At 75.8% G+C, this 19,693-nt stretch carries 20 protein-coding genes and 1 riboswitch; of the genes, 12 read left to right on the forward strand and 8 right to left on the reverse strand.

The annotated features are described in order from the left end of the window. Window positions 1-79: 79 nt before the first annotated feature. The 4 genes from ACI8AB_RS06950 (at window position 80) to ACI8AB_RS06965 (ending at window position 5,460) form a co-directional block, all read left to right on the forward strand. Window positions 80-3,352 carry a TM0106 family RecB-like putative nuclease gene (locus ACI8AB_RS06950; protein WP_456949501.1) on the forward strand — a complete coding sequence of 1,091 codons (3,273 nt, stop codon included), beginning with the start codon at window positions 80-82 and terminating at the stop codon, window positions 3,350-3,352. Then, complete coding sequence (locus tag ACI8AB_RS06955) at window positions 3,345-3,770, forward strand: hypothetical protein (RefSeq protein ID WP_456949502.1); 426 nt, start codon at window positions 3,345-3,347, stop codon at window positions 3,768-3,770. Before ACI8AB_RS06950 ends, ACI8AB_RS06955 begins: the two co-directional genes overlap by 8 nt. 162 nt (window positions 3,771-3,932) lie before the next feature. Continuing rightward, entirely contained in the window at window positions 3,933-4,520 is a 588-nt protein-coding gene (locus ACI8AB_RS06960) for an SHOCT domain-containing protein (protein WP_456949503.1), read from the forward strand. Between the two features lie 4 nt (window positions 4,521-4,524). Continuing rightward, window positions 4,525-5,460: a PGN_0703 family putative restriction endonuclease gene (locus tag ACI8AB_RS06965; RefSeq protein ID WP_456949504.1), complete on the forward strand. Its 936-nt coding sequence runs from the start codon at window positions 4,525-4,527 to the stop codon at window positions 5,458-5,460. A 1-nt stretch (window position 5,461) separates the two neighbouring features. On the opposite strand, the gene ACI8AB_RS06970 is transcribed toward ACI8AB_RS06965, so the two are convergent. The 3 genes from ACI8AB_RS06970 to ACI8AB_RS06980 are packed head-to-tail and all read right to left on the reverse strand — an operon-like array spanning window position 5,462 to window position 7,813. Further along, a complete protein-coding gene (locus tag ACI8AB_RS06970) occupies window positions 5,462-6,313 on the reverse strand; it encodes a DUF222 domain-containing protein (RefSeq protein WP_456949505.1) in 852 nt (283 codons plus the stop codon). Window positions 6,314-6,324: 11 nt separating this feature from the next. Further along, complete coding sequence (locus ACI8AB_RS06975; protein ID WP_456949506.1) at window positions 6,325-7,242, reverse strand: carbohydrate kinase family protein; 918 nt, start codon at window positions 7,240-7,242, stop codon at window positions 6,325-6,327. Between the two features lie 58 nt (window positions 7,243-7,300). After that, window positions 7,301-7,813, reverse strand: coding sequence for a C40 family peptidase (locus tag ACI8AB_RS06980; protein WP_456949507.1), 513 nt, complete (start codon window positions 7,811-7,813; stop codon window positions 7,301-7,303). A gap of 33 nt (window positions 7,814-7,846) precedes the next feature. Further along, window positions 7,847-7,931: riboswitch (cyclic di-AMP (ydaO/yuaA leader) on the reverse strand. A gap of 401 nt (window positions 7,932-8,332) precedes the next feature. On the opposite strand from ACI8AB_RS06980, the gene ACI8AB_RS06985 reads away from it, so the two are divergent. The 3 genes from ACI8AB_RS06985 to ACI8AB_RS06995 all read left to right on the forward strand — a co-directional run bounded on the left by ACI8AB_RS06985 (window position 8,333) and on the right by ACI8AB_RS06995 (window position 9,546). Beyond that, window positions 8,333-8,491 carry a hypothetical protein gene (locus ACI8AB_RS06985; protein ID WP_387988786.1) on the forward strand — a complete coding sequence of 53 codons (159 nt, stop codon included), beginning with the start codon at window positions 8,333-8,335 and terminating at the stop codon, window positions 8,489-8,491. A 240-nt stretch (window positions 8,492-8,731) separates the two neighbouring features. Beyond that, window positions 8,732-9,220, forward strand: a complete 489-nt coding sequence (locus tag ACI8AB_RS06990) for a PASTA domain-containing protein (RefSeq protein ID WP_456949508.1) — start codon at window positions 8,732-8,734, stop codon at window positions 9,218-9,220. A gap of 122 nt (window positions 9,221-9,342) precedes the next feature. Continuing rightward, window positions 9,343-9,546 (forward strand): hypothetical protein, encoded by a 204-nt coding sequence (locus tag ACI8AB_RS06995; RefSeq protein ID WP_387988788.1) that lies wholly within the window; start codon window positions 9,343-9,345, stop codon window positions 9,544-9,546. Between the two features lie 57 nt (window positions 9,547-9,603). Here ACI8AB_RS06995 and ACI8AB_RS07000 read toward each other — a convergent pair whose 3' ends face one another. The 3 genes from ACI8AB_RS07000 to ACI8AB_RS07010 all read right to left on the reverse strand — a co-directional run bounded on the left by ACI8AB_RS07000 (window position 9,604) and on the right by ACI8AB_RS07010 (window position 12,749). Further along, the gene (locus ACI8AB_RS07000; protein ID WP_456949509.1) at window positions 9,604-10,533 is read right to left on the reverse strand and encodes a fumarylacetoacetate hydrolase family protein; all 930 of its coding nucleotides are present in this window, start codon (window positions 10,531-10,533) and stop codon (window positions 9,604-9,606) included. A 13-nt stretch (window positions 10,534-10,546) separates the two neighbouring features. Next, on the reverse strand, window positions 10,547-11,476 hold the full coding sequence (locus ACI8AB_RS07005) for an MBL fold metallo-hydrolase (RefSeq protein ID WP_456949510.1): 930 nt from the start codon (window positions 11,474-11,476) through the stop codon (window positions 10,547-10,549). 109 nt (window positions 11,477-11,585) lie between these two features. Then, a complete protein-coding gene (locus ACI8AB_RS07010; RefSeq protein WP_456949511.1) occupies window positions 11,586-12,749 on the reverse strand; it encodes an RtcB family protein in 1,164 nt (387 codons plus the stop codon). A gap of 241 nt (window positions 12,750-12,990) precedes the next feature. Between ACI8AB_RS07010 and ACI8AB_RS07015 the strand changes: the two genes are divergently transcribed. The 3 genes from ACI8AB_RS07015 to ACI8AB_RS07025 all read left to right on the forward strand — a co-directional run bounded on the left by ACI8AB_RS07015 (window position 12,991) and on the right by ACI8AB_RS07025 (window position 15,179). After that, on the forward strand, window positions 12,991-13,422 hold the full coding sequence (locus ACI8AB_RS07015; protein WP_456949512.1) for an ester cyclase: 432 nt from the start codon (window positions 12,991-12,993) through the stop codon (window positions 13,420-13,422). Between the two features lie 88 nt (window positions 13,423-13,510). Further along, on the forward strand, window positions 13,511-14,479 hold the full coding sequence (locus ACI8AB_RS07020) for a TIGR03557 family F420-dependent LLM class oxidoreductase (protein WP_456949513.1): 969 nt from the start codon (window positions 13,511-13,513) through the stop codon (window positions 14,477-14,479). 103 nt (window positions 14,480-14,582) lie between these two features. Continuing rightward, complete coding sequence (locus ACI8AB_RS07025) at window positions 14,583-15,179, forward strand: HD domain-containing protein (RefSeq protein WP_456949514.1); 597 nt, start codon at window positions 14,583-14,585, stop codon at window positions 15,177-15,179. A 67-nt stretch (window positions 15,180-15,246) separates the two neighbouring features. Here the strand turns inward: ACI8AB_RS07025 and ACI8AB_RS07030 are convergent, their stop codons facing one another. Further along, window positions 15,247-15,675 carry an ATP-binding protein gene (locus ACI8AB_RS07030; RefSeq protein WP_456949515.1) on the reverse strand — a complete coding sequence of 143 codons (429 nt, stop codon included), beginning with the start codon at window positions 15,673-15,675 and terminating at the stop codon, window positions 15,247-15,249. Between the two features lie 68 nt (window positions 15,676-15,743). Here ACI8AB_RS07030 and ACI8AB_RS07035 point away from each other — a divergent pair, with 68 nt between their 5' ends. Next, window positions 15,744-16,094 (forward strand): STAS domain-containing protein, encoded by a 351-nt coding sequence (locus tag ACI8AB_RS07035; RefSeq protein ID WP_387988796.1) that lies wholly within the window; start codon window positions 15,744-15,746, stop codon window positions 16,092-16,094. Between the two features lie 11 nt (window positions 16,095-16,105). Further along, window positions 16,106-18,331, forward strand: a complete 2,226-nt coding sequence (locus ACI8AB_RS07040; protein WP_456949516.1) for a SpoIIE family protein phosphatase — start codon at window positions 16,106-16,108, stop codon at window positions 18,329-18,331. On the opposite strand, the gene ilvA is transcribed toward ACI8AB_RS07040, so the two are convergent. Next, window positions 18,328-19,629: a threonine ammonia-lyase IlvA gene (ilvA, locus tag ACI8AB_RS07045; RefSeq protein WP_456949517.1), complete on the reverse strand. Its 1,302-nt coding sequence runs from the start codon at window positions 19,627-19,629 to the stop codon at window positions 18,328-18,330. The genes ACI8AB_RS07040 and ilvA overlap by 4 nt on opposite strands. Between the last annotated feature and the right edge of the window lie 64 nt (window positions 19,630-19,693).

Consider the following 19,693-nt stretch of genomic DNA (forward strand, 5'->3'; position numbering starts at 1 on the left):
GCCTCCTCGACATGGCGCACCGACGCTACCGGCGCGGAAGACACCGATCGCGGCCGCCGCATGAGACCGTCCCGTCTCGATGTACCGCACCGACGGCTCCCTGGTCCTGAGCCCCACCGACCTGACCCGCCACCAGGCCTGCGCACACCTCACGACGCTCAACCTCGCCGTCGCCGACGGCCGGCTCGAGCCGCTCGCCGAGGGCCCGGGCGACCACGCCGCGCTCATCGCCGACCTCGGCACCGAGCACGAGATGCGCTACCTCGACGCGCTCGAGGCCGAGGGCCGCAGCGTCGTCCGCATCCCGGCCCGCTTCGACGCCGCCGGCCGCCGCGAGGCCGAGGCGATGACCCTGCAGGCCATGCGCGCCGGCGTCGACGTCGTCTCGCAGGCCGCGTTCTTCGACGGCGTCTGGGGCGGCGCGGCCGACTTCCTCCTGAAGGTGCCCACGCCGTCGGCCCTCGGGAGCTGGTCGTACGAGGTCGCCGACGCCAAGCTCGCCCGCCGCGTCAAGGTGCCCGCCCTGCTGCAGATGGCCACCTATGCCGAGCGCCTCGCCGTCCTGCAGGGCAGGCAGCCCGACCGGATCTGCGTCGTCACCGGCGACGGCGTCACCAACCCGTGGCGGCTGGTCGACGTCGCCGCCTACGCCCGCCGCGCCCGCGCCCGGCTGACCGCCTTCGTCGCCGACCCGCCGGCCACCGAGCCCGTCCCCGGCCCCTACTGCAGCCAGTGCACGTGGAAGCCCAAGTGCGACGCCGAGCTGCAGGGGGCCGACGACCTCTCCCTCGTCGCCGGCATGCGCCGCGACACCCGCGACGCCCTGCGCGCCGCCGGCGTCACCACCCTCGAGCAGCTCGCCGAGGCCCCGCCCGAGACGCTGAAGGCCGCCCGCATCGGCGCGGCCACCCGCGCCCGGCTGCAGGAGCAGGCGCGCCAGCAGCTCGACGAGCGCCGCACCGGCGTCCCCAGCCGCACCCTGCTCCCGCCGGCCGGGGGCCTCGGCCTGCTGCGGCTGCCCGAGCCCAGCGACGGCGACCTCTACCTCGACTTCGAGGGCGACCCGCACTCCGCCGACGGCGCGGGCCTGGAGTACCTGGCCGGCGTGGGGCGGCGCGACGGCAGCTTCACCGCGCTGTGGGCGCACGACCCCGCCGCCGAGAAGCGGATGGTCGCCGACCTGATCGACCTGGTCCTCGATGCCTGGCGCGCCGACCCCGGCATGCACGTCTACCACTACGCCGCCTACGAGGTCAGCGCGCTCAAGCGGCTCACCGGCCGGTACGGCGTCCGCGAGGCGGAGCTCGACCAGCTGCTGCGCGCCGAGCGGTTCGTCGACCTCTATCCGGTCGTCAAGCAGTCGATGCGGATCAGCAAGGGCTCGTACTCGATCAAGAAGGTCGAGGCGTTCTACGGCCGCGAGCACACCGGCGACGTCGCCGACGCCATGGGCAGCGTCATCGCCTACGAGAAGTGGCTCGCCGACCGGGACCCGCAGCGCCTCGTGGACATCGAGCTCTACAACAAGGACGACGTCGACTCGACCCGCGAGCTGCACGACTGGCTGGAGACCCAGCGCGAGGAGCTCGAGCGGGAGTTCGGCGGCCAGACGCGGCCGGTGCTGTCCGAGACGACCGGCCCGGCCGAGCGGTCGGAGGCCGAGACCGAGGAGCTCGCGCTGGTCGAGCGGCTGCAGGTGGCCGGCCACGGCCTGCTCGGCGACCTCGTGCAGTGGCACCGCCGCGAGGCGCGCCCCGGCTGGTGGGAGTTCTTCAGCCGCAAGGACCTCGACGACGCCGCCCTGGTCGAGGACGGCACGGTGCTCGGCGGGCTGTCGGCGCCGGTCGAGGTCGGCACCGAGAAGCGGTCGAAGCTCTACGCGTTCTCGTTCCCGACGCAGGACACGAAGCTGTCGGTGGGGTCGAAGGTGGTCGACGTCGACACCCGCACGCGCGTCGGGGAGATCCGCGAGCTCGACGCCGTCGAGGGTCGACTCGTCGTCAAGTCGACGAAGGAACCCACGCCGCGCGCCCTCGGCCCGGAGGGGCCGATCGACGACAAGGGCATGCGCGAGGCGATCGCGGCGACCGCGCTCGACGTGCTCGCCGGCCGCGACTGCCTCGGCCGGGCGCTGCTCGAGCGGCGGGTGCCCTCGGACTGCCGGCGGCTGCCGGGGGAGGAGGCCGGCGACGCCGTCGTCCGGCTCGGGCTGCGGCTCGACGGCAAGGTGCTCGCCGTGCAGGGCCCGCCCGGCAGCGGCAAGACGCGGGCGGCGTCGCGGCTGATCCGGGCGCTGCTCGACGCCGGCAAGAAGGTCGGCGTCACGGCGACCTCGCACGCCGTCATCGGCAACGTGCTGTCCGCCGTCGGCCGGCCCGCGCTGCAGAAGTGCGAGGAGAAGCAGGCCTGCGGCGCACCGGGCGTGGAGTGGTCGCGCGACGGCAAGGAGGTCGCCTCGCGGCTGCTGGAGGGCGACGTGTCGCTGGTCGGCGGGACGGCGTGGTTCTGGACGCAGCCCGACCTCGCCGAGGCCGTCGACGTGCTCGTCGTCGACGAGGCGGGTCAGTTCGCGCTGGCCAACGCCCTCGCGGTGGCGCGGGCGGCGAGGTCGCTCGTGCTGCTCGGCGACCCGCAGCAGCTGGCCCAGCCGACCCAGGCCGTGCACCCCGGCGACTCGGGGCTGTCCGCGCTGGAGCACCTGCTCGAGGGGCACCCCACCGTGCCGGAGGGCCGCGGGGTCTTCCTGGACACGACCTACCGGATGCACCCGGCACTGACCGCGTTCGTGTCCGACCTGGCGTACGAGGGCCGGCTGGAGTCGGCGGCGCTGCGGGAGCGGATCACCGTCCGGCCCGGCGGGCTGGTGTCGGGGGCCGGGCCGGCGGTGCGGTTCGTGGAGCACACGGTGGCGGCGTCGGCGTCGTCGATGGAGGAGGCGGCCGAGGTGGCCGCCGTCTGGGAGTCGCTGCAGGGCGTCGGCTGGGTGGACGCCGAGGGCGCCGAGCGGCCGATCGGCCCGGACGACGTGCTCGTCGTCGCGCCGTACAACAACCAGGTGGCGCTGATCCGGTCGCTGCTGCCCGACGGCGCGCGGGTGGGCACGGTCGACCGGTTCCAGGGGCAGGAGGCGCCGGTGGTCGTCTACTCGACGACGTCGACGTCGGCCGACGAGGCGCCGCGCGGGGTGTCGTTCCTGTACGACCTCAACCGGCTCAACGTGGCGGTGTCGCGGGCGAAGGCGCTGGCGGTGGTGGTGATGAGCCCCCTGCTGCTCGACGCCCAGGTGCGGACGCCGGAGCAGCTGCGCCAGGTCAACGCGATGTGCCGGCTGGCCGAGATGGCCGGTGTCTGACACCGCGGAGCTCGCCGCCCTGGTCGGGGTGGCGCCCGACGTGCTGGTGCGGGCGCTCGGCGACGGCTGGACGGAGGTGGCCGGGCCGCCGCACCAGCGGTGGTTCGTGAGCGGGGAGCCGGCGCAGGTCGCGGTCGGCTGGGACGGGTTCGGCTTCACGCTGGCCCGTCCCGAGCCGCGCTGGTCCGGGCCCGCCGAGTTGGTGTGGGAGTTCGTGGCCGACCGCCGGTTCTCCTCCGACGAGGTGCTGTACGAGCGCGCACAGCTGGCCGAGGCGGCGGAGGAGGTCGCCCGCAGGCGGCGGCGGACCTTCCGCTGGTGCCCGGTGTGCCGCCAGGTCAACGCCCGCGAGCACGTGCACGACAACACCGGGCTCTGCTCGACCTGCGCGGAGCGCCACCTCGGCGTCCGCCACTGAACCGACGCGGGGCCGATCGCCCTCAGCGGTTCCTCGTGAGGCGACTGGGACGGCCGGGGGAGACGTGCCGGACCGCGCCACCGGGTCCCACGGCGCCCAGGGATCCGTCCTTACCGTCGTCCGGAGTCCGCGCCCACGCGGGCCGGAGCGGACAGGAGCACCATGGCCGAGCAGTTGCGTCCCGACATCGCCGCCGCGGCGGCGCGCATGTCGTCGACGATGGGCAGGAGGAAGGAGATCCGCGGGCTCGCCGCCCACCTGTGGCCGGGTGAGCGGGTCGAAGCCCTCGCTCCTGCCGTCCTCGGGACCAGCCAGGGCCTGCTCGCGCTCACGGACCGCCGCGTCCTCTTCGCCCGCGACGGGTGGGGTGGTTCCAGCATCGACGAGTACCCCCTGCTGCGCCTCGGCTCGATCCTGTGGGACGCCGGTGTCCTGACGGGGAAGCTGACCGTGCAGGACGGCGGCCGCAAGGTCACCTACACGTCCGTGCCGAAGGCGGACGGCGGCCCCTTCGTGGACCAGGTCCGCTCCGCGGTCAGTGCGCTGCTCGTGCCGCCGGCGCAGGCGGCTCCGGCGGACCCGTTCGTCAAGCAGGCGCCCGCCCCGGCTCCGCAGCCGGGCACTGCCGGTGACGGCGGCTTCCCCGCGGTCGTCGAGCAGTTGCGCCAGCTGGCCGAGCTGCGGGACGCGGGCGTCATCACCATCGCGGACTTCGAGGCCAAGAAGGCCGAACTCCTGGCGCGGATCTGACGTCGTGACCGACAGCGTCATCTCCGTCGTCCGGTCGGACGGCCCGGTCACCCGGCGGGAGCGGCGGCGGCAGTCGGACTTCCGCGAGCAGGTGCTCGGCCTGCCGGCCGGCACGTGGAAGGGCCGGCCGCTCGGGAACCACCTCCGCGAGGAGCACGGCGACCGCAACTTCCTCTCACCCGAGGCGGCGCGGTACGCGCGCGCACGCGCCGAGGTCGTGCGCGAGGAGGGAGGTCAGCTCGAGCGCTCGCGGCTGTTCACCAACATGCTCAGCTCGATGCCACTGGCGTTCAGCGTCTTCGGGCACCTGCGCGCCCACCGTGAGGCCGCCGCGGTCGTGATCGGCCGTCTCCTGGACCTGCCGGTGACGGGACTCGAGCGGGTCGACGTCGGCGACCGCGTCATCGACGGCATCGAGTGCGAGTGGGCGCCGGCCCCACGCGAGCACCTCGGGGACGGGTCGGCCTTCGACGCCGTGCTGTCGGCCCGGCTGGCCGACGGCCGGAGCCTGCTCGTCGCCGTCGAGACCAAGTACGTGGACGGCTTCAGCCGGGATCCCGGTCCGGAGAAGGACGGGCGGCGCCGGGAGAAGGACGCCAGCTACCGCCGGCACTGCGAACGGTTCGGCATGGCCGACGGCGCCTTCGACCGCCTCGGCGAGTACCCGACCCGGCAGCTGCTGCGGAACGTGCTGCTCACCGAGAGCGTGCGCCGCGGCGGTTCCGCGGGTGGTCTGGAGTGGGACGCGGCGGTGACCCTGGTCCTCGCCCGGGACGACGACGAGGGCGCCCGCGAGGTGGTGCGCCGGCTCGACGCCGACCGCGGTGCCCTGCCGACGCGCGTGCTCTTCCGCGGACACGGCGACCTCGCGGACGCCGCGGCGGCGGTGCCGGAGTTCGAGGGCTGGGCAGCGCTCTTCCGCCGCCGCTACCTCCCCTGAGTCAGGCGGCAGGAGAGAGCAGTGGCGCCGGGGTGGTGATCTCGGTGCCGTCGGGGCGCCACGTGCGCCATCGGCCGGCCGGTCGTCGTTCCACCCGGAAGCCGTGGTGGACCTCGGTGTGGTGGCGCTCGCACAGCAGGGCTGCGTTGTCCAGGCTGGTGTCGCCGCCGTCGATCCAGTGGACCAGGTGGTGCACGTCGCACCACCACGTCGGGGCGCCGCAGCCGGTGGACACGCACCCGCCGTCGCGCAGCTCGGCGGCCTTGCGGATGTGGCGGCTCATCAGCCGCTGCTCGCGGCCCAGGTCCAGCGGGGCGCCGTCGGGGCCGAACACCACCCGGGAGACGGCGCCGTCGCAGGCCAGCCAGCGAGTCCGGGCGGCGGAGACGGTGGCGCCGAAGGCCATCCGCCCGGCGTTCGGGTTCCCGGCCGGGTCGACCAGGTCGGCCAGGTCGATGACGACGGCGATCTGCGGCCTGTGGCCGCGCAGCGTGGGCAGCGACCCGTCGGCGTGCTTGGCCAGCGTCAGTGACCGGCCCTCGGTGGGGTCGGGCTCGGGCCCGTAGGGATCGAGGTCGTCGAGGTAGTGCTGCACGACCTGCACGAGGTCGGCGTGCGGCTGCTCGACCGCCACGCCGGTGAGCACCGCGTCGATGACGGCCAGGTCCACCCCGGCGGCCGCGGCGGTGAGGCGTTCGGGGGTCACCGCCTTCGCGGCGACGGCGACCTGCTCGGCGGACACCAGACCGGCGTCGTGGGCCTCGGCGAGGGCGGGCAGGTGGTCCAGCGCCCGGCCGCTGCGCACCAGTCGGGCAGCGGCGGCGTCGGAGAGCCGGCAGTGCCCGCGCAGCACGAACCCCCAGGTCAGGCGCCTGACGATGGCGGCTGACCGCCGACCACACCCGCCACCACAGCAGCTGCCGCGTGGCCGATCCGGACGGCGTCCAGCACGGGCACGCCCGCGCGCCAGCCGGTCAGCAGCCCGGCCGCGAACGCGTCCCCGCAGCCCGTCGTGTCGCGCGGTCCACCCGCGGGCAGCGGCTCCACCGGGACCTCCACCGTGCCCGCCGCCGTGACGACCCGGGTCGGCCGGGCGCCGGCGTGCACCAGCACCAGCGGCGGCGCCCAGGCGGGCAGGGCGCCGTCCAGGCCCAGGGCCGCGGCCTCCGCGGCGTTGCAGCAGAGCACGTCCGGACGCAGCCCGGCGAGCAGCTCGACGTAGCCATCGGCACCGTGCCGCTCGATGCGGGCGGCCGCGGCGACGTCCGCGCTCACCGGCACCCCGAGGTCGTGCGCCGTGCCGGCCGCGGCCCGCACCACGTCGGGGAAGCGCAGCAGGTCGTAGCCGTCGAGGTGGGCGACGGCGGCGCCGGCGAACCACTCCGGCCGGACGTCGGCCGGCTCCAGGCCGCCCTCGCCGCGGTCGGTCAGCACCGTGCGCTCGCCGTCGGGGTGCACGAGCACCGTCGACAGCGGCGCGCGCCCGCGGCGGACCACCGCGAGCTCGACGCCCCTCCGAGCGAGACCGGCCAGCAGCCCGTCGGCCAGCGGGTCGGCGCCGGCCCAGCCCGCGAACCGCGCCGGCGCACCCAGATGGGCCACGCCGGCGGTGACGTTGGCGGGGGCGCCGCCGGCCGTCGTCGTCCGCTCGACCCGCTGCTGGCCGCCGGCCACCAGCGGCGCGGACAGCTCGAGCAGCTGGTCGGCGACGAGCTTGCCCACCGCCACCACCGGCCCGGGGCCGGCGGGCCGCGGCCAGGCGGGATCGCCGGCGGACACCACCCGAGGACGGTTCGGTGCCCCCGGCCGGGCGAGCCGGCCGGGGACACCGTTCCGCGCGTCAGGCGACGCGGCGCGCGCCCACGTACTCCGGCATCGAGTCGAGGCTCACGACGGCCACCGGCTTGCCGGCGGTCGAGGCGTGGACCATCTGGCCGTTGCCGATGTACATGCCCACGTGCGACACGGGGCTGTAGAAGAACACCAGGTCGCCCGGCTGCAGGTCGGCCTTCGCCACCGGGGTGCCGAACGTCGACTGGGCCTTCGAGGTGCGCGGGATCGAGACGCCCGCCGCCTGGTAGCTGTAGCTGGTCAGGCCCGAGCAGTCGAACGAGCTCGGGCCGGTGGCGCCGTACACGTACGGGTCACCGACCTGGGCCAGGGCGGTGTCGACGGCGGCCTGGGCCGCGCCGTTGGGAGCGGCCGCCGGTGCGGCGGCGACCGTCGCGGTACCCCCGTCGCCCGCGGCGGCCGACGCCGGGAGGGGTGAGAGGGCGATGCCGGCTCCGGCGAGGGCCGCGACGGCGATGCCGCGGAACGAGCGACGGGCGGTGGACGTGCGTGCAGTCGTCATCGACGACGGTTCTCCTGTTCTCCGCGACCGCCTACCGGGTTAGCTGACGGGTTCGGGCGGAGGAGTCGCCCGGCGCGACGGCGCGCGCTTCACCCCAGTGCTCACGTGGGTCCCCGGTCCGGGCGCCGGCCGGTTGCCGGCCGCCTGGTTCGGCGTGTCCGGCGGGTGTCACACGGGAGGTGACTGAGGGCCGGCCGGACCGCGACGACGGTAGGGAGGGGTGTTGCAGCGTTCAACCGGATCGCGTCCGCGCCACGCCCGGACGCGAGTCGCGGACTTGACGCGGGCCGCGGATCCGAATCGCCCGTTCCACCAGCGCAGGAGCCGTCCCCTCCGCCGCTCGACCTCCGACACGCAGGCGCCGACACGCCGTGGCGGACGAGAAAGGACGCAGCGGTGCGCCCGCACAGCGCGTCAGCGGCCCACCACGACGGGAGCGGGAAACCCCGGGGATCGCGACGGTTGCGCCGCCCGTTGACGGGGCACCGGAACCAGCAGTCGAGAGGAGGGAGTCCCCCCATGGGCATGATGAGGAACCTGATCGCCTCGGGCGTCGCCGCCAAGGTCGTCCAGGAGCTCCGGAAGCCGCAGAACCAGGCCAAGATCAAGCAGTTCATCCGCGACTTCCAGGCCAAGAACGCGAAGGGCGGCAAGGGTCAGGCCGGTCGCGGCTACTGACCTGCGAGCGCGACCGCGGCCCCCGTTCCTCACCCGGGACGGGGGCCGCGGCGTGTCCGGGGGGACCGGCGGGGCGACCGGGGCACTTCGTGACCGTCCCGCTACGACGCCGTCCCGGATCTCCCGGACGGCGACCGCCGACCGTGTGAGGCTCCTGGCGTTCCTCTCGCGGCACCGGGTCGCAGCCCGGCTGTGGGGCGACCGGCGCACGCGCCGCTCTCGATCTCCACGGGGTGTCCCATGACCCAGCTCGCCTCTGCCGTCCGTCCGCTCCGCCGGCTCGCCGCCGTCCCGGTCCTGCTCTCCGTCGGCGTCCTCGCCTCCGGGTGCGGGAGCGACGAGACCGCGGCGGCGTCGGACGCGTCGACCTCCTCGGCCACCAGTGCGTCGGCCTCCGCGCCGGCTCCCGAGTCGACGCCGGCGCCCGCGCCGGTCCCGTCCACCACCGCCGCCCCGACCACCCCGGCCCCGACCACGCCGGCCGCGCCGGTGGTCGACTTCGCCATGCCGTCGGTGGTCGGGATGACCCTGCAGGACGCCCAGGACCTGATCCAGGCCAACGGCGTCCTCCTCAGCCTGTCCCACGACCTGCTCGGCACCCGCAACCAGGTGCTCGACGCCAACTGGAGGGTCTGCACGCAGAACGTCCCGGCCGGCCAGCGGGTCACCGGCGCGGCGGAGGGGACGATCGACCTCGGCGTCGTGAAGCTCGAGGAGAGCTGCCCCTGACCACCCGTCGCGGGGCGGACGCCGACCGCCCGAGCCGTGTCCGGGGCGCCGGGCCGGGTACCCCGTGCCCCGACCGGGGTGAGCCCAGCCGTCCGGTCGGAGCACGGCTGAGGAGGTCCGCGATGACCCAGGGTCCGCCGAACGGCGGCTCGGACGGCCGCACCGACGACCACGTGCTGCCCGGTGAGCACCCCGACGAGAACGGCGTCGCCGACGACGCTCCCGAGCAGGGACCCCGCGCTGCCCAGGGACCCATGGGCAGCGGGGACCGCCCCGGCTTCCCCGGCGCCGCCGAGGGCACCGGGATGGGCCAGGCGGAGGACTGACCGGCGCGCGCCCGTGCTCCGGCTCCACCGTGGGGCGGAGCACGGGCACGCTCCGCCCTAGGCCCGCGCGGCCGTCGCGGGGGGACCCAGCGGCACCGGGTCGGGGCCGGCGACGATGCGTGCGGTCACCGTGCCGATCCGCTCGACCGTCACCGCGACCTCCACGCCCGGCCGCAGCCACGGGTGCTCCTCCTCGCCGTGCAGCGACCGCAGCTCCAGCAGGCACCCGGTGCCGACCGTGCCGCTGCCGACCACGTCACCGGGCCGCAGCTCGGTGCCCCGCGAGGCGTAGGCGAGCATCTGCCCGAACGACCAGTGGATGTCGGCCCAGCTGCCGCCGCCCTGCTCGACGCCGTCGACCGCGGCCGCCATCCGCAGCGCGTAGCCGGCGCCGGAGCGGTGCGGCTCGAGCTCGTCGGGCGTGACCAGCACCGGGCCGAGCGTCGTCGCGCCGTCCTTGCCCTTGGCCGGGCCGAGGCCGACCTGGGACTCCACGCCCTGCACGTCGCGGGCGCTCCAGTCGACGAACACCGTGTAGCCGGCGATCGCGGCCTCGGCCTGCTCCGGCGTGAGGTCCGACCCGCCCCGGCCGACGACCGCGGCGACCTCCACCTCGTAGTCGAACGCCGCCGAGCCGGGGGAGACAGGCACCGGCTCGCCGGTCCCGCGCACCGCCGCGGGGTTGGTGAAGTAGAAGACCGGCTGCTGGAACCAGACCGGCGAGACCTCCCGGCCGAACGCGGCGGCGGCGTTGCGCGCGTGCTGCTCGAAGGACAGGAAGTCGCGGACCGACGGCGGCCGCGGCACCGGCGCGCGCAGCACCAGCCCGTCCTCCGGCACCACCTCGGCCGGGGTGCGCTCCGCCGCCGCGGCGAGGTCGGGCAGCAGGTCGACCAGCGCGGCGTCGAACCCGTGCACCTCCCCGTCGCGCAGCAGCCCGGCCCGCTCCGCGCCGTCGGACGGCGAGACGTAGGTGACCCAGCGCATCAGCTCTCCTCCCTCACGCCCGGCAGCCGATGGGGCCGCCGTGGAACGCCACCATGTCCGGCCAGATGGCGGTCAGCGGCAGCCGCTCGCCCGGCGGCCGGCCGTCGAGCTCGGCGTAGGCGCGGTGCAGGTTGCCCACCAGCCGCTCGGACTCCTGCCACCCGGCGTAGGGGTTGTCCGCGTGCCGGCGGGCGGTCTCCAGCGGCGACCACCCGGCCGCGTGCCCCTCGCGCGCGGTGGCGTCGACGAAGGCGGCGTAGCCGGCGAGGTCGTCGAGCAGCCGGGGGACCTCGTCGCCGCGGCACACCGGGCCGTGCCCGGGCACCAGCACGTCGGGCTGCAGCGCGCGCAGCGCCTCCACCGCCCGCGGGTAGCGGGCGACGCTGCCCTCCGCGAGGAACGGCTGGCCGCCGGCGAAGGCGACGTCGCCGGCGAAGGCGACCCGCTGCGCCGGCAGCCACACGACGACGTCGCCGCGGGTGTGCGCAGGCCCCACCGCGTGCAGCTCCACCGCCCGCTCGCCGAGGTGCAGGGTCAGCGCGCCGGTGAACGTGAGGTCGGGCGGGCGCACCTCCAGGTGCCCGTAGTCCGGGCCGGTGAGCACCTGCGCGGCCAGCAGCCCGGCGGCGAGCTGGTCCTCCCTCGCGTGCACGTGCCCGACGACCGGGGTGTCGGCGGGGACCAGCCAGTTGCCGAAGGTGTGGTCGCCGTGGTGGTGGGTGTTCACCAGCGCCCGCAGCCGGCCCGGCGCCACCGACCCGACGGCGGCCAGGAGCGCGCGGTTGCGGGCCTCGGTCGAGGTGGTGTCCACCATCAGCCCCGTGCCGTCGTCGCCGGTGACGACGCCGGTGTTGTTGATCATCCAGCTGCCGTCGGGCTGCACGTAGGCGAAGACGCCCGGTGCCACCTCCTGCAGCGCGGCGGCCTCGATCGACGTCGTCACGCCGTCACTCTGCTGGAGCCCAGGTGGCACCGAAAGTCGGCAGGCTCCTCGCCCGGCGTGCTCGTGCTCTGCCCCCGACCGGGGGCAGAGCACGAGCGGGCGCGGGACCTCAGTCGCCCTTGACGTTCACCACCTGGCGCAGCGTGTGCCGGACCTCGACCAGGTCGGCGGCGTCGGCCATGACGACGTCGATGCTCTTGTACGCCTCGGGGTGCTCGTCGAGGAAGGCGTCCGAGCGGCCCCAGGCGATGCCGGTCATCCGCCGGTCGAGGTCGGCCCGGCTGAACCGCTTGCGCGCGGCCGACCGGGAGAACGCCCGCCCGGCACCGTGCGGCGCCGAGGTCAGCGACGCAGCGTCGCCCTTGCCGACGACGACGTAGGACGCCGCGCCCATCGACCCCGGGATGAGCCCCCACTGGCCCCGGCGCGCCGCGATCGCGCCCTTGCGGGACAGCCACACCCGGCGGCCGTAGTGGGTCTCCCGCTCGGTGTAGTTGTGGTGGCACTGGACCACCTGCTCGCGCCGGACCTCCTCGGTCAGGAACCGGGACACCTGGTCGGCGACGCGGTCCATCATCTCCTCGCGGTTGAGCGCGGCGAACCGCTGCGCCCAGTGCAGTGCCTCGATGTACGCGTCGAACTCCGGCTCGCCCTCCTCCAGGTAGGCGAGGTCGCGGTCGGGGACGACGACGCCGCGGGCCCGGGTGCGCTCCTGCGCCACCCGGATGTGCTTCGACGCCAGCTTGTTGCCGACGCCCCGCGAGCCCGAGTGCAGGAACAACCACACCCGGTCGGCCTCGTCGAGGGACACCTCGATGAAGTGGTTGCCCGAGCCGAGCGAGCCCAGCTGCAGCGGCCAGTCGCGCACGACGCCGTCGGCCTGGTCCGCGCCCGGGAGCGCGCGGAGCTCCTCGACCCGCGGCGCGGCCGTGTCGCGGAGCCTGCGGTTGTAGCGGCCGGCCGACAGCGGGATCGCCCGCGAGATCTGCTCGTGCAGCGTGGCCAGGTTGCGGCCGCGGACGTCGTCGCCGGTGAACTGGGTGCGCACGGCCATCATCCCGCAGCCGATGTCCACCCCGACCGCCGCCGGGATGATCGCCCCGTCGGTCGGGATGACCGAGCCGACGGTCGCGCCGAGCCCCAGGTGGGCGTCGGGCATGAGCGCCACGTGCGGGTGGATGAACGGGAGCGAGGCGGTGCGCTCGGCCTGCTCGCGGGTCGCGTCCTCGAGGATCGACGCCCAGCTGAGCAGGCGTCCGCTGATCTCCTCCATCGTCCTTTCTCTTCTCCTGAGCGGGGCCCGGTCCCCGCGGCGTCGTGGTGGGCCGGGGCAGTCAACGCGCTCGGCTCGCGCGCCGCGACCGCATTACCCGGGGACCCCGCGGCGGGGAACTCCCTCGGCTTCCGGGCGGCGCGGCACTAGCCTCGGCACCCTCGCGCGACCACCTCGCCGTGGCGCGCGGCGGCCCCCGTCCGCGCTGCGGTGCCCGCCCACCGTCCGAGGGGAGACCGACATGACGACGACGCTGAGCGCCGCCGAGCTGGCCGAGCGGTACCTGCGCGGCTGGCAGGACCACGACGGGGACGCCGTCGCCGCGACCTTCGCCGACGACGGCGTCTACACCGACCCCTCGTTGCCCGAGCCCCTGCCGAAGGGCGCGGTCGCCGGGTTCGTCTCCGGCTTCCTGGCGGCCTTCCCCGACCTGACGCTGACCGTCGAGGACGTCGTCGGCGAGGGCTCCCGGGCGTACGTCCGCTGGCGCCTGCAGGGCACCAACAGCGGCGTGCTGCCGGGACTGCCGGCGCCGACCCAGCGCCGGTGCGACGTCCCGGGGGTCGACCTGATCGAGGTCGGGCCGGACGGCATCACGCGCGTCGTCGGCTACTTCGACCAGAAGGGCTTCTTCGAGCAGCTGGGCCTGCGGGTGGACGTCGCCCCCGGCTGAGCCGTGGGACCCCGGCGTGCCGTTTCCGTTCCGCCGGGCCCGGGCAGCCCTCGTGCGACCGCTGGACCCGACAGTGAGGACGCCCGCGATGCAGGTCGGACTGAAGCTCGCCACCGAGGCCTTCCCGCCCGGGGAGGTCGTCCGCCAGACGGTGCGGGCCGAGGAGGCGGGCTTCGACTTCGTCGAGATGAGCGACCACTACCACCCGTGGCTCGACGTCCAGGGGCACAGCGGCTTCACCTGGTCGATGCTCGGCGCGATGGCCGCGAGGACCGAGCGGATCGGCCTGGTCACCGGCGTGACCTGCCCGATCATCCGGTACCACCCGGCGGTCATCGCCCAGGCCGCGGCCACCGTGCAGATCCTCGCCGAGGGCCGGTTCACCCTCGGCATCGGCGCCGGTGAGCGGCTCAACGAGCACGTCGTCGGCACCGGCTGGCCGGCGGTGCACGTGCGGCACGAGATGCTCCGCGAGGCGCTGCAGATCATCCGGCAGCTCTGGCAGGGCGGCTACCAGACCTTCGAGGGCAGGTACCTGCAGCTCGAGGACGCCCGGGTGTTCGACCTGCCGGACGAGCTCCCGGTCATCGCGGTCGCCAGCGGCGGGCACAACGCCTCGGAGCTGGCCGCCCAGTACGGCGACGGGCTGTTCGCCACCGAGCCGCGCGAGGACCTCGTCGGCGCCTTCCGCGACGCCGGCGGCAAGGGCCCGCTCTACGCCGAGGTGCCGATGGCGTGGGCGCAGGACGAGCAGTCCGCCGTCGAGGAGGCGCTGAAGACCAGCCGCTGGGCGCTCACCGGCTGGAAGGTCATGAGCGAGCTGCCCAACCCGGTCAACTTCGACGCCGCCAGCCAGACGGTGAGGGAGGACGACATCCGGGGGCAGTTCTCCGTCGGGCCGGACCCGGAGAAGCACCTCCAGCAGGCGCAGCCCTACGTCGACGCGGGCTTCGACCACCTCGTCCTGCAGAACGTCGGCCCGGACCCCGACGGGTTCATCGACGCCTGCGCCGGCGGGCTCATCGAGCGGGTCAGGGAGCTCAAGCCCTCGGCGTGACGGCTCTCGTCAGGACACCGTCCCTGCCGGGTTCCGCAACGGACCTGCCAGGGTGCGCGGCGGGCGGGGGAGGAGCGGACGGACGGCGGCACACTCACCGACCGTGACCGCCTCCCTCCCCGCCCTGCCCGACACCGCCGCCTGCCGCCTCGCGCGGGAGGTGGTGGAGCAGTTCAGCTCACCGGCGCTGGTGAACCACTGCCTGCGGTCCTACCTGTGGGCCGCCGACCACGCCGCCCGGCACGGCATCGCGTTCGACGAGGAGCTGCTGTTCGTCGCGGCGATGGTGCACGACATCGGCCTGGTGCCGGTCTTCGACAGCACGACCGTGCCGTTCGAGGAGGCCGGCGGGGCGGTCGGCTGGGTGTTCGCCACGGGGGTGGGCTGGCCGGCCGCGCGGCGACGCCGGGTCGCGGAGGTCGTCGTCGCGCACATGGCGCCGGAGGTCGACGTCGCCGCCGACCCCGAGGGGCACCTGCTGGAGCTGGCCACCGGCCTCGACATCTCCGGCCGCGACCCGGACACCTGGCCCGCCGGCCTGCGCGCCGCCGTCCTCGCGGAGTACCCGCGGCTGGGCCTCATCGGCGAGTTCGTCGCCTGCTTCGAGGACCAGGCCCGCCGCAAGCCGGACTCGCCGGCCGGCCGGTTCTCGGCGAACGGCTTCGCCGCCCGCGCCCGGGCCAACCCGCTCGACAGGTAGTCGCTCTCCGGCCCCCTGCAGGGACCCGCCCCGAGCCTGCCAGCGGTGGGGGGCAGGGGGTCCTTCGTCAGCTGCGGTCGAGCAGGCGCAGCGACGGGCGGCTGCTCAGCCGCTTCTCCAGGCTGACGCAGTGCCGGCCGTCGGGGTCGAGGCGGAAGTCCAGCCGGTCGACCAGCGCCTGCATGAGCGTGAGCCCCGCGCCGCGCTCACCGTCGGGGCCGGCCCGGGTGGCCGCCTCCTCCGGGTCGAAGCCGGTGCCGTCGTCGACGACGGTGATCCGGCACAGCGCCCGGTCGATCTCCACCGACACCTGGTACCCGGCGTGGTCGCCGGCGTGCTGGACGACGTTGGCGCAGGCCTCGGTGAGCGCGAGCGTCGTCTCCTCGACGACGGCCCGCTCGATCCGCAGGTGCTCGAGCGCCTGCCGGCACAGGCCGCGGACGAAGGGCACGCTGTCGACGTCGACGGGCAGCCGGACGGTGAACGCGATGTCCATGCCGAGCCCCCTCCCGTGACGGCGCGTACGCTCCTCGGGTCCGTTCCGGGTACCGAGGGAGCCTGATCGTGCTGTTCGCCGTCGACCGCGTGGCGGTGAACGGGCGGCCCGCGCTGAGGGTACGCGGTGAACTGGACATCGCCACGGTGGCGCTCCTCGCCGCGTACGTCGACGACGAGCTGGCCGCCCACCCGCGGTCCCTGGTCATCGACCTGACCGCCACCGTCTTCATGGACTCCTCCGGCGCCCGGCAGCTGGTCCGTGCCGCCAAGCAGGCCGCCGCGGCCGGGACCGCGCTGCAGGTCGTCTGCCCGCGGGACAACCAGCCGGTGCGCCTGGTCATCGACCTGCTGGACCTGTCCCGCCTGGTGCCGGTCGTGGAGTCGGCGAGCCTGACCGACGGGGAGGTCGGGTCGTAGGGTCGGCCGCGATGAGCGCCGCCCCGACCCTCCCGTCCCCGGCTCCCGACCCGCTCCGCCGTGTGGTCGACGACGAGGCGCTCGCCCGCTGCGCCGAGGAGCCGATCGCCGTCCCCGGCGCGATCCAGCCGCACGGCGCGCTGCTCGCCGTCACCGAGCCCGACCTCGCCGTCGTCATCGCCTCGGCCAACGCCGCCGCCGTCCTCGGCACCGACCCCACCGGCCGCACGCTGGCCGACCTGCTGACCCTCGCCGAGCTCGACCGGCTGCGGGCGGCGCTGGCCGCGGACCTCGCCGAGGCCGACGCGCTGCGGGTGGCGCCCGCCGGCACCGAGCTGGACCTGGTCCTGTCCCGCAGCGGCGACCTGCTGGTCACCGAGTGGGAGCCGGTCGTCGGCGCCGGGCAGGCCGGCGCGGCCTGGCACCGGCGGCTGCCGACCGTGCTGCAGCGGCTGTCCGCGCCGACGTCGCTGGAGGGGCTGACCGCCGTCCTGGCCCACGAGGTGCGGGCGCTGACCGGCTTCGACCGGGTGATGGTCTACCGCTTCGACGCCGAGTGGAACGGCGAGGTGGTCGCCGAGGACCGGCGGGCGGACCTCGAGCCCTTCCTCGGCCTGCACTACCCGGCCGGTGACATCCCCGCCCAGGCCCGCGCCCTCTACGCCACCAACTGGATGCGGCTGATCCCCGACGCCGCCTACACGCCGGTCCCGCTGGAGCCGCCGCTGGTGCCGGGGACGGGGCGGCCGCTGGACCTGTCCGGCGCGGTGCTGCGCAGCGTCTCGCCGGTGCACCTGGAGTACCTGGCCAACATGGGCGTCACCGCGTCGATGTCGGTGTCGCTCATCGACCGCGGGAAGCTCTGGGGACTCGTCGCCTGCCACGGCTACAGCGGCGCCCACCGCCCCTCCTACGCCGACCGCACCGCCGCGGAGTTCCTCGGCCGCACCGCCTCGCTGCTGCTGCACACCACCGTCGAGGCCGGCGAGCGCGACCGGGTGGTCGCCGTCGCGCAGCGGGAGGCGGAGCTGGTGGCCGCGATCGGCCGCACGCCGCGCACGCCCGCGGCCGCGCTCGTGGACGGGGACCTCACCGCGCTGGACCTGCTGCCCGCCGCCGGCGCCGCGGTCCGCCTCGACGGGCGGTTGCACCTGCTCGGACGCACCCCGCCGGCCGAGAGGGTCGCCGCCGCCGTCCCGGCGGTGCTGCGGGCCGGCGGCGCGACCGACCGGCTCACCCTCGCGCTGCCCGGCTTCGAGGACCTCGCCGACGACGCCAGCGGCGTGCTCGCCGTCGAGGTCGGCGGCGGGCGCGGCGACTTCCTGGCCTGGTTCCGCCCCGAGACCCCGCGCGAGGTCAGCTGGGGCGGCGACCCGCACACGTCGAAGGTCACCGACGGGCGGCTGTCCCCGCGCCGGTCGTTCGCCCGCTGGACCGAGACCGTGCGCGGCACCGCCCGCCCGTGGCGCGAGCACGAGGTCGCCGCCGCCCGCGCGCTGGCCGGCCACCTCGGCGAGGCGCGGCTCGCCCGCGCCGGCGAGGACGACCGGCTCTCGGCCGCGCTGCAGCGCACCCTGCTGCTGGAGGAGCTGCCCAAGGTGCCCGGCGTCGCGCTCGGCGCGCGGTACCGGCCGAGCGAGGCCGACGTCGTCGGCGGCGACTGGTACGACCTGGTGCCGCTGCCCAGCGGCCGGCTGGCCGTGGTGCTCGGCGACGTCGCCGGGCACGGCCTGACCGCCGCGTCGGTGACCGCCCAGCTGCGGCACGCGCTGCGCGCCGCGCTGCTGCGCGACGAGGGCCCGGCCGCGGCGCTGGCCGAGCTCAACCGCCTGGTCGCCGCGCTGCTGCCAGGGGAGATGGCGACCGCCCTCGTCGTCCAGCTCGACCCGGCCGGCGGGGCGCTGGCGCTGGCCAACGCCGGGCACCTGCCCGCCGTGCACGCGCACGACGGCGCCGCGCGGCTGGTCACCGACGGCCGCGGGCCGGCGCTCGGCCTCCTCGACGACGCCGACTTCCCCGAGGTGGAGCTGCGGCTGGACCCCGGCGACCGGCTGCTGCTCTACAGCGACGGGCTGGTCGAGCGGCGCGACCGCCCGCTGCCCGAGGGCCTGGAGGCGGTGCGCGCGGCGGTGGCGGGCCTGGGCGGGGAGCCGCAGGAGGTCGTGGACGGCGTCGTCGCGGCGCTGGACCCCGCGGGCACCGACGACGTCACCGTGGTGGGGCTGGCCCGGGTCTAGCCCGGGGCGCCGCCGCGGACGAGGTAGCGGTAGGCCGGGGAGTCCGGCGCCAGGTGCTGGATGCGCAGCGGGCTCGCGGCGATCCGGTCGAGCAGGCCGGGCAGCGCGGAGGCGGTGCCGAGCTCGATGCCGGTGAGCGCGGCGCCGGTCTCCCGCTCGTCCCGCTTGACGTACTCGAACAGCACGATGTCGTCGTCGGGGCCGAGCACGTCGTCGAGGAAGCGGCGCAGCGCGCCGGGCTCCTGGGGGAACTCCACGAGGAAGTAGTGCTTGAGCCCCTGGTGCACCAGGGATCGCTCGATGACCTCGGCGTACCGGCTGACGTCGTTGTTGCCGCCGGACAGCACGCAGACCACCGTCTGCCCCGGCTCGACCCGCACGGTGCCGCCGGTGAGCGCGGCGGAGGCCAGCGCGCCCGCGGGCTCGGCGATGATCCCGTCGACCTGGTACAGGTCGAGCATCTCGGTGCAGACCCGGCCCTCGGGGACGGCGACCAGCTCGGCGCCGCAGTCGCGCACCAGCGGGTGGGTGACCGCCCCGGCCCGCCGGACCGCGGCGCCGTCGACGAAGGTGTCGATCTCCGCCAGCTCGACCGGCCGCCCGGCGGCCAGGGCCGCGGCCATGCTCGCCGCGCCCGCCGGCTCCACCCCGACCACCCGGGTGCCGGGGGCGGCCTGCGCGAGCCAGGTGCCGCAGCCGGCCAGCAGCCCGCCCCCGCCGAGCGGCAGGACGACGACGTCGGGCGCGCGGCCGCCGAGCTGGTCGAGCACCTCCACCGCGACGGTCGCCTGCCCGACGACGACCGGCCGGGCGTCGAACGCCGGGACCAGCGTGGCGCCGGTCGTGCGGGCGTGCGCCGCGGCGGCGGCCGCGGCGTCGTCGTAGGTGTCGCCGGTGACGACGAGCTCGACGGTGTCCCCGCCGAGGGCCTGGATGCGGGCGCGCTTCTGCCGCGGCGTCGTGCCGGGGACGAAGACCGCGCCGCGCACGCCGAGCGCCCGGCAGGCGTACGCGACGCCCTGCCCGTGGTTGCCGGCGCTCGCGCACACCACGCCGGCGGCGCGGGCGGCGTCGTCGAGGCGGCTGATCATGTTGTACGCGCCGCGGACCTTGTACGAGCGGCCGACCTGCAGGTCCTCCCGCTTGAGCCACACGTCGGCGCCGGTGAGTGCGGAGAGCCGCTCGTTGCGCTGCAGCGGCGTGCGCTCGGCGACCCCGGCCAGCCGCCCGACGGCGTCGCGCACGTCGGCGGCGAAGTCCCGGATCGCGGTCGCCTCGGTCGTCCCGGCGGTGCTCACGGTGCTCCATCCTCCCCGCAGCCGGGGTGCTCCCGCGGACGGTCGTGCTCTGCCCACACCTGTG

It is taken from the genome of Geodermatophilus sp. SYSU D00698, assembly GCF_054050335.1.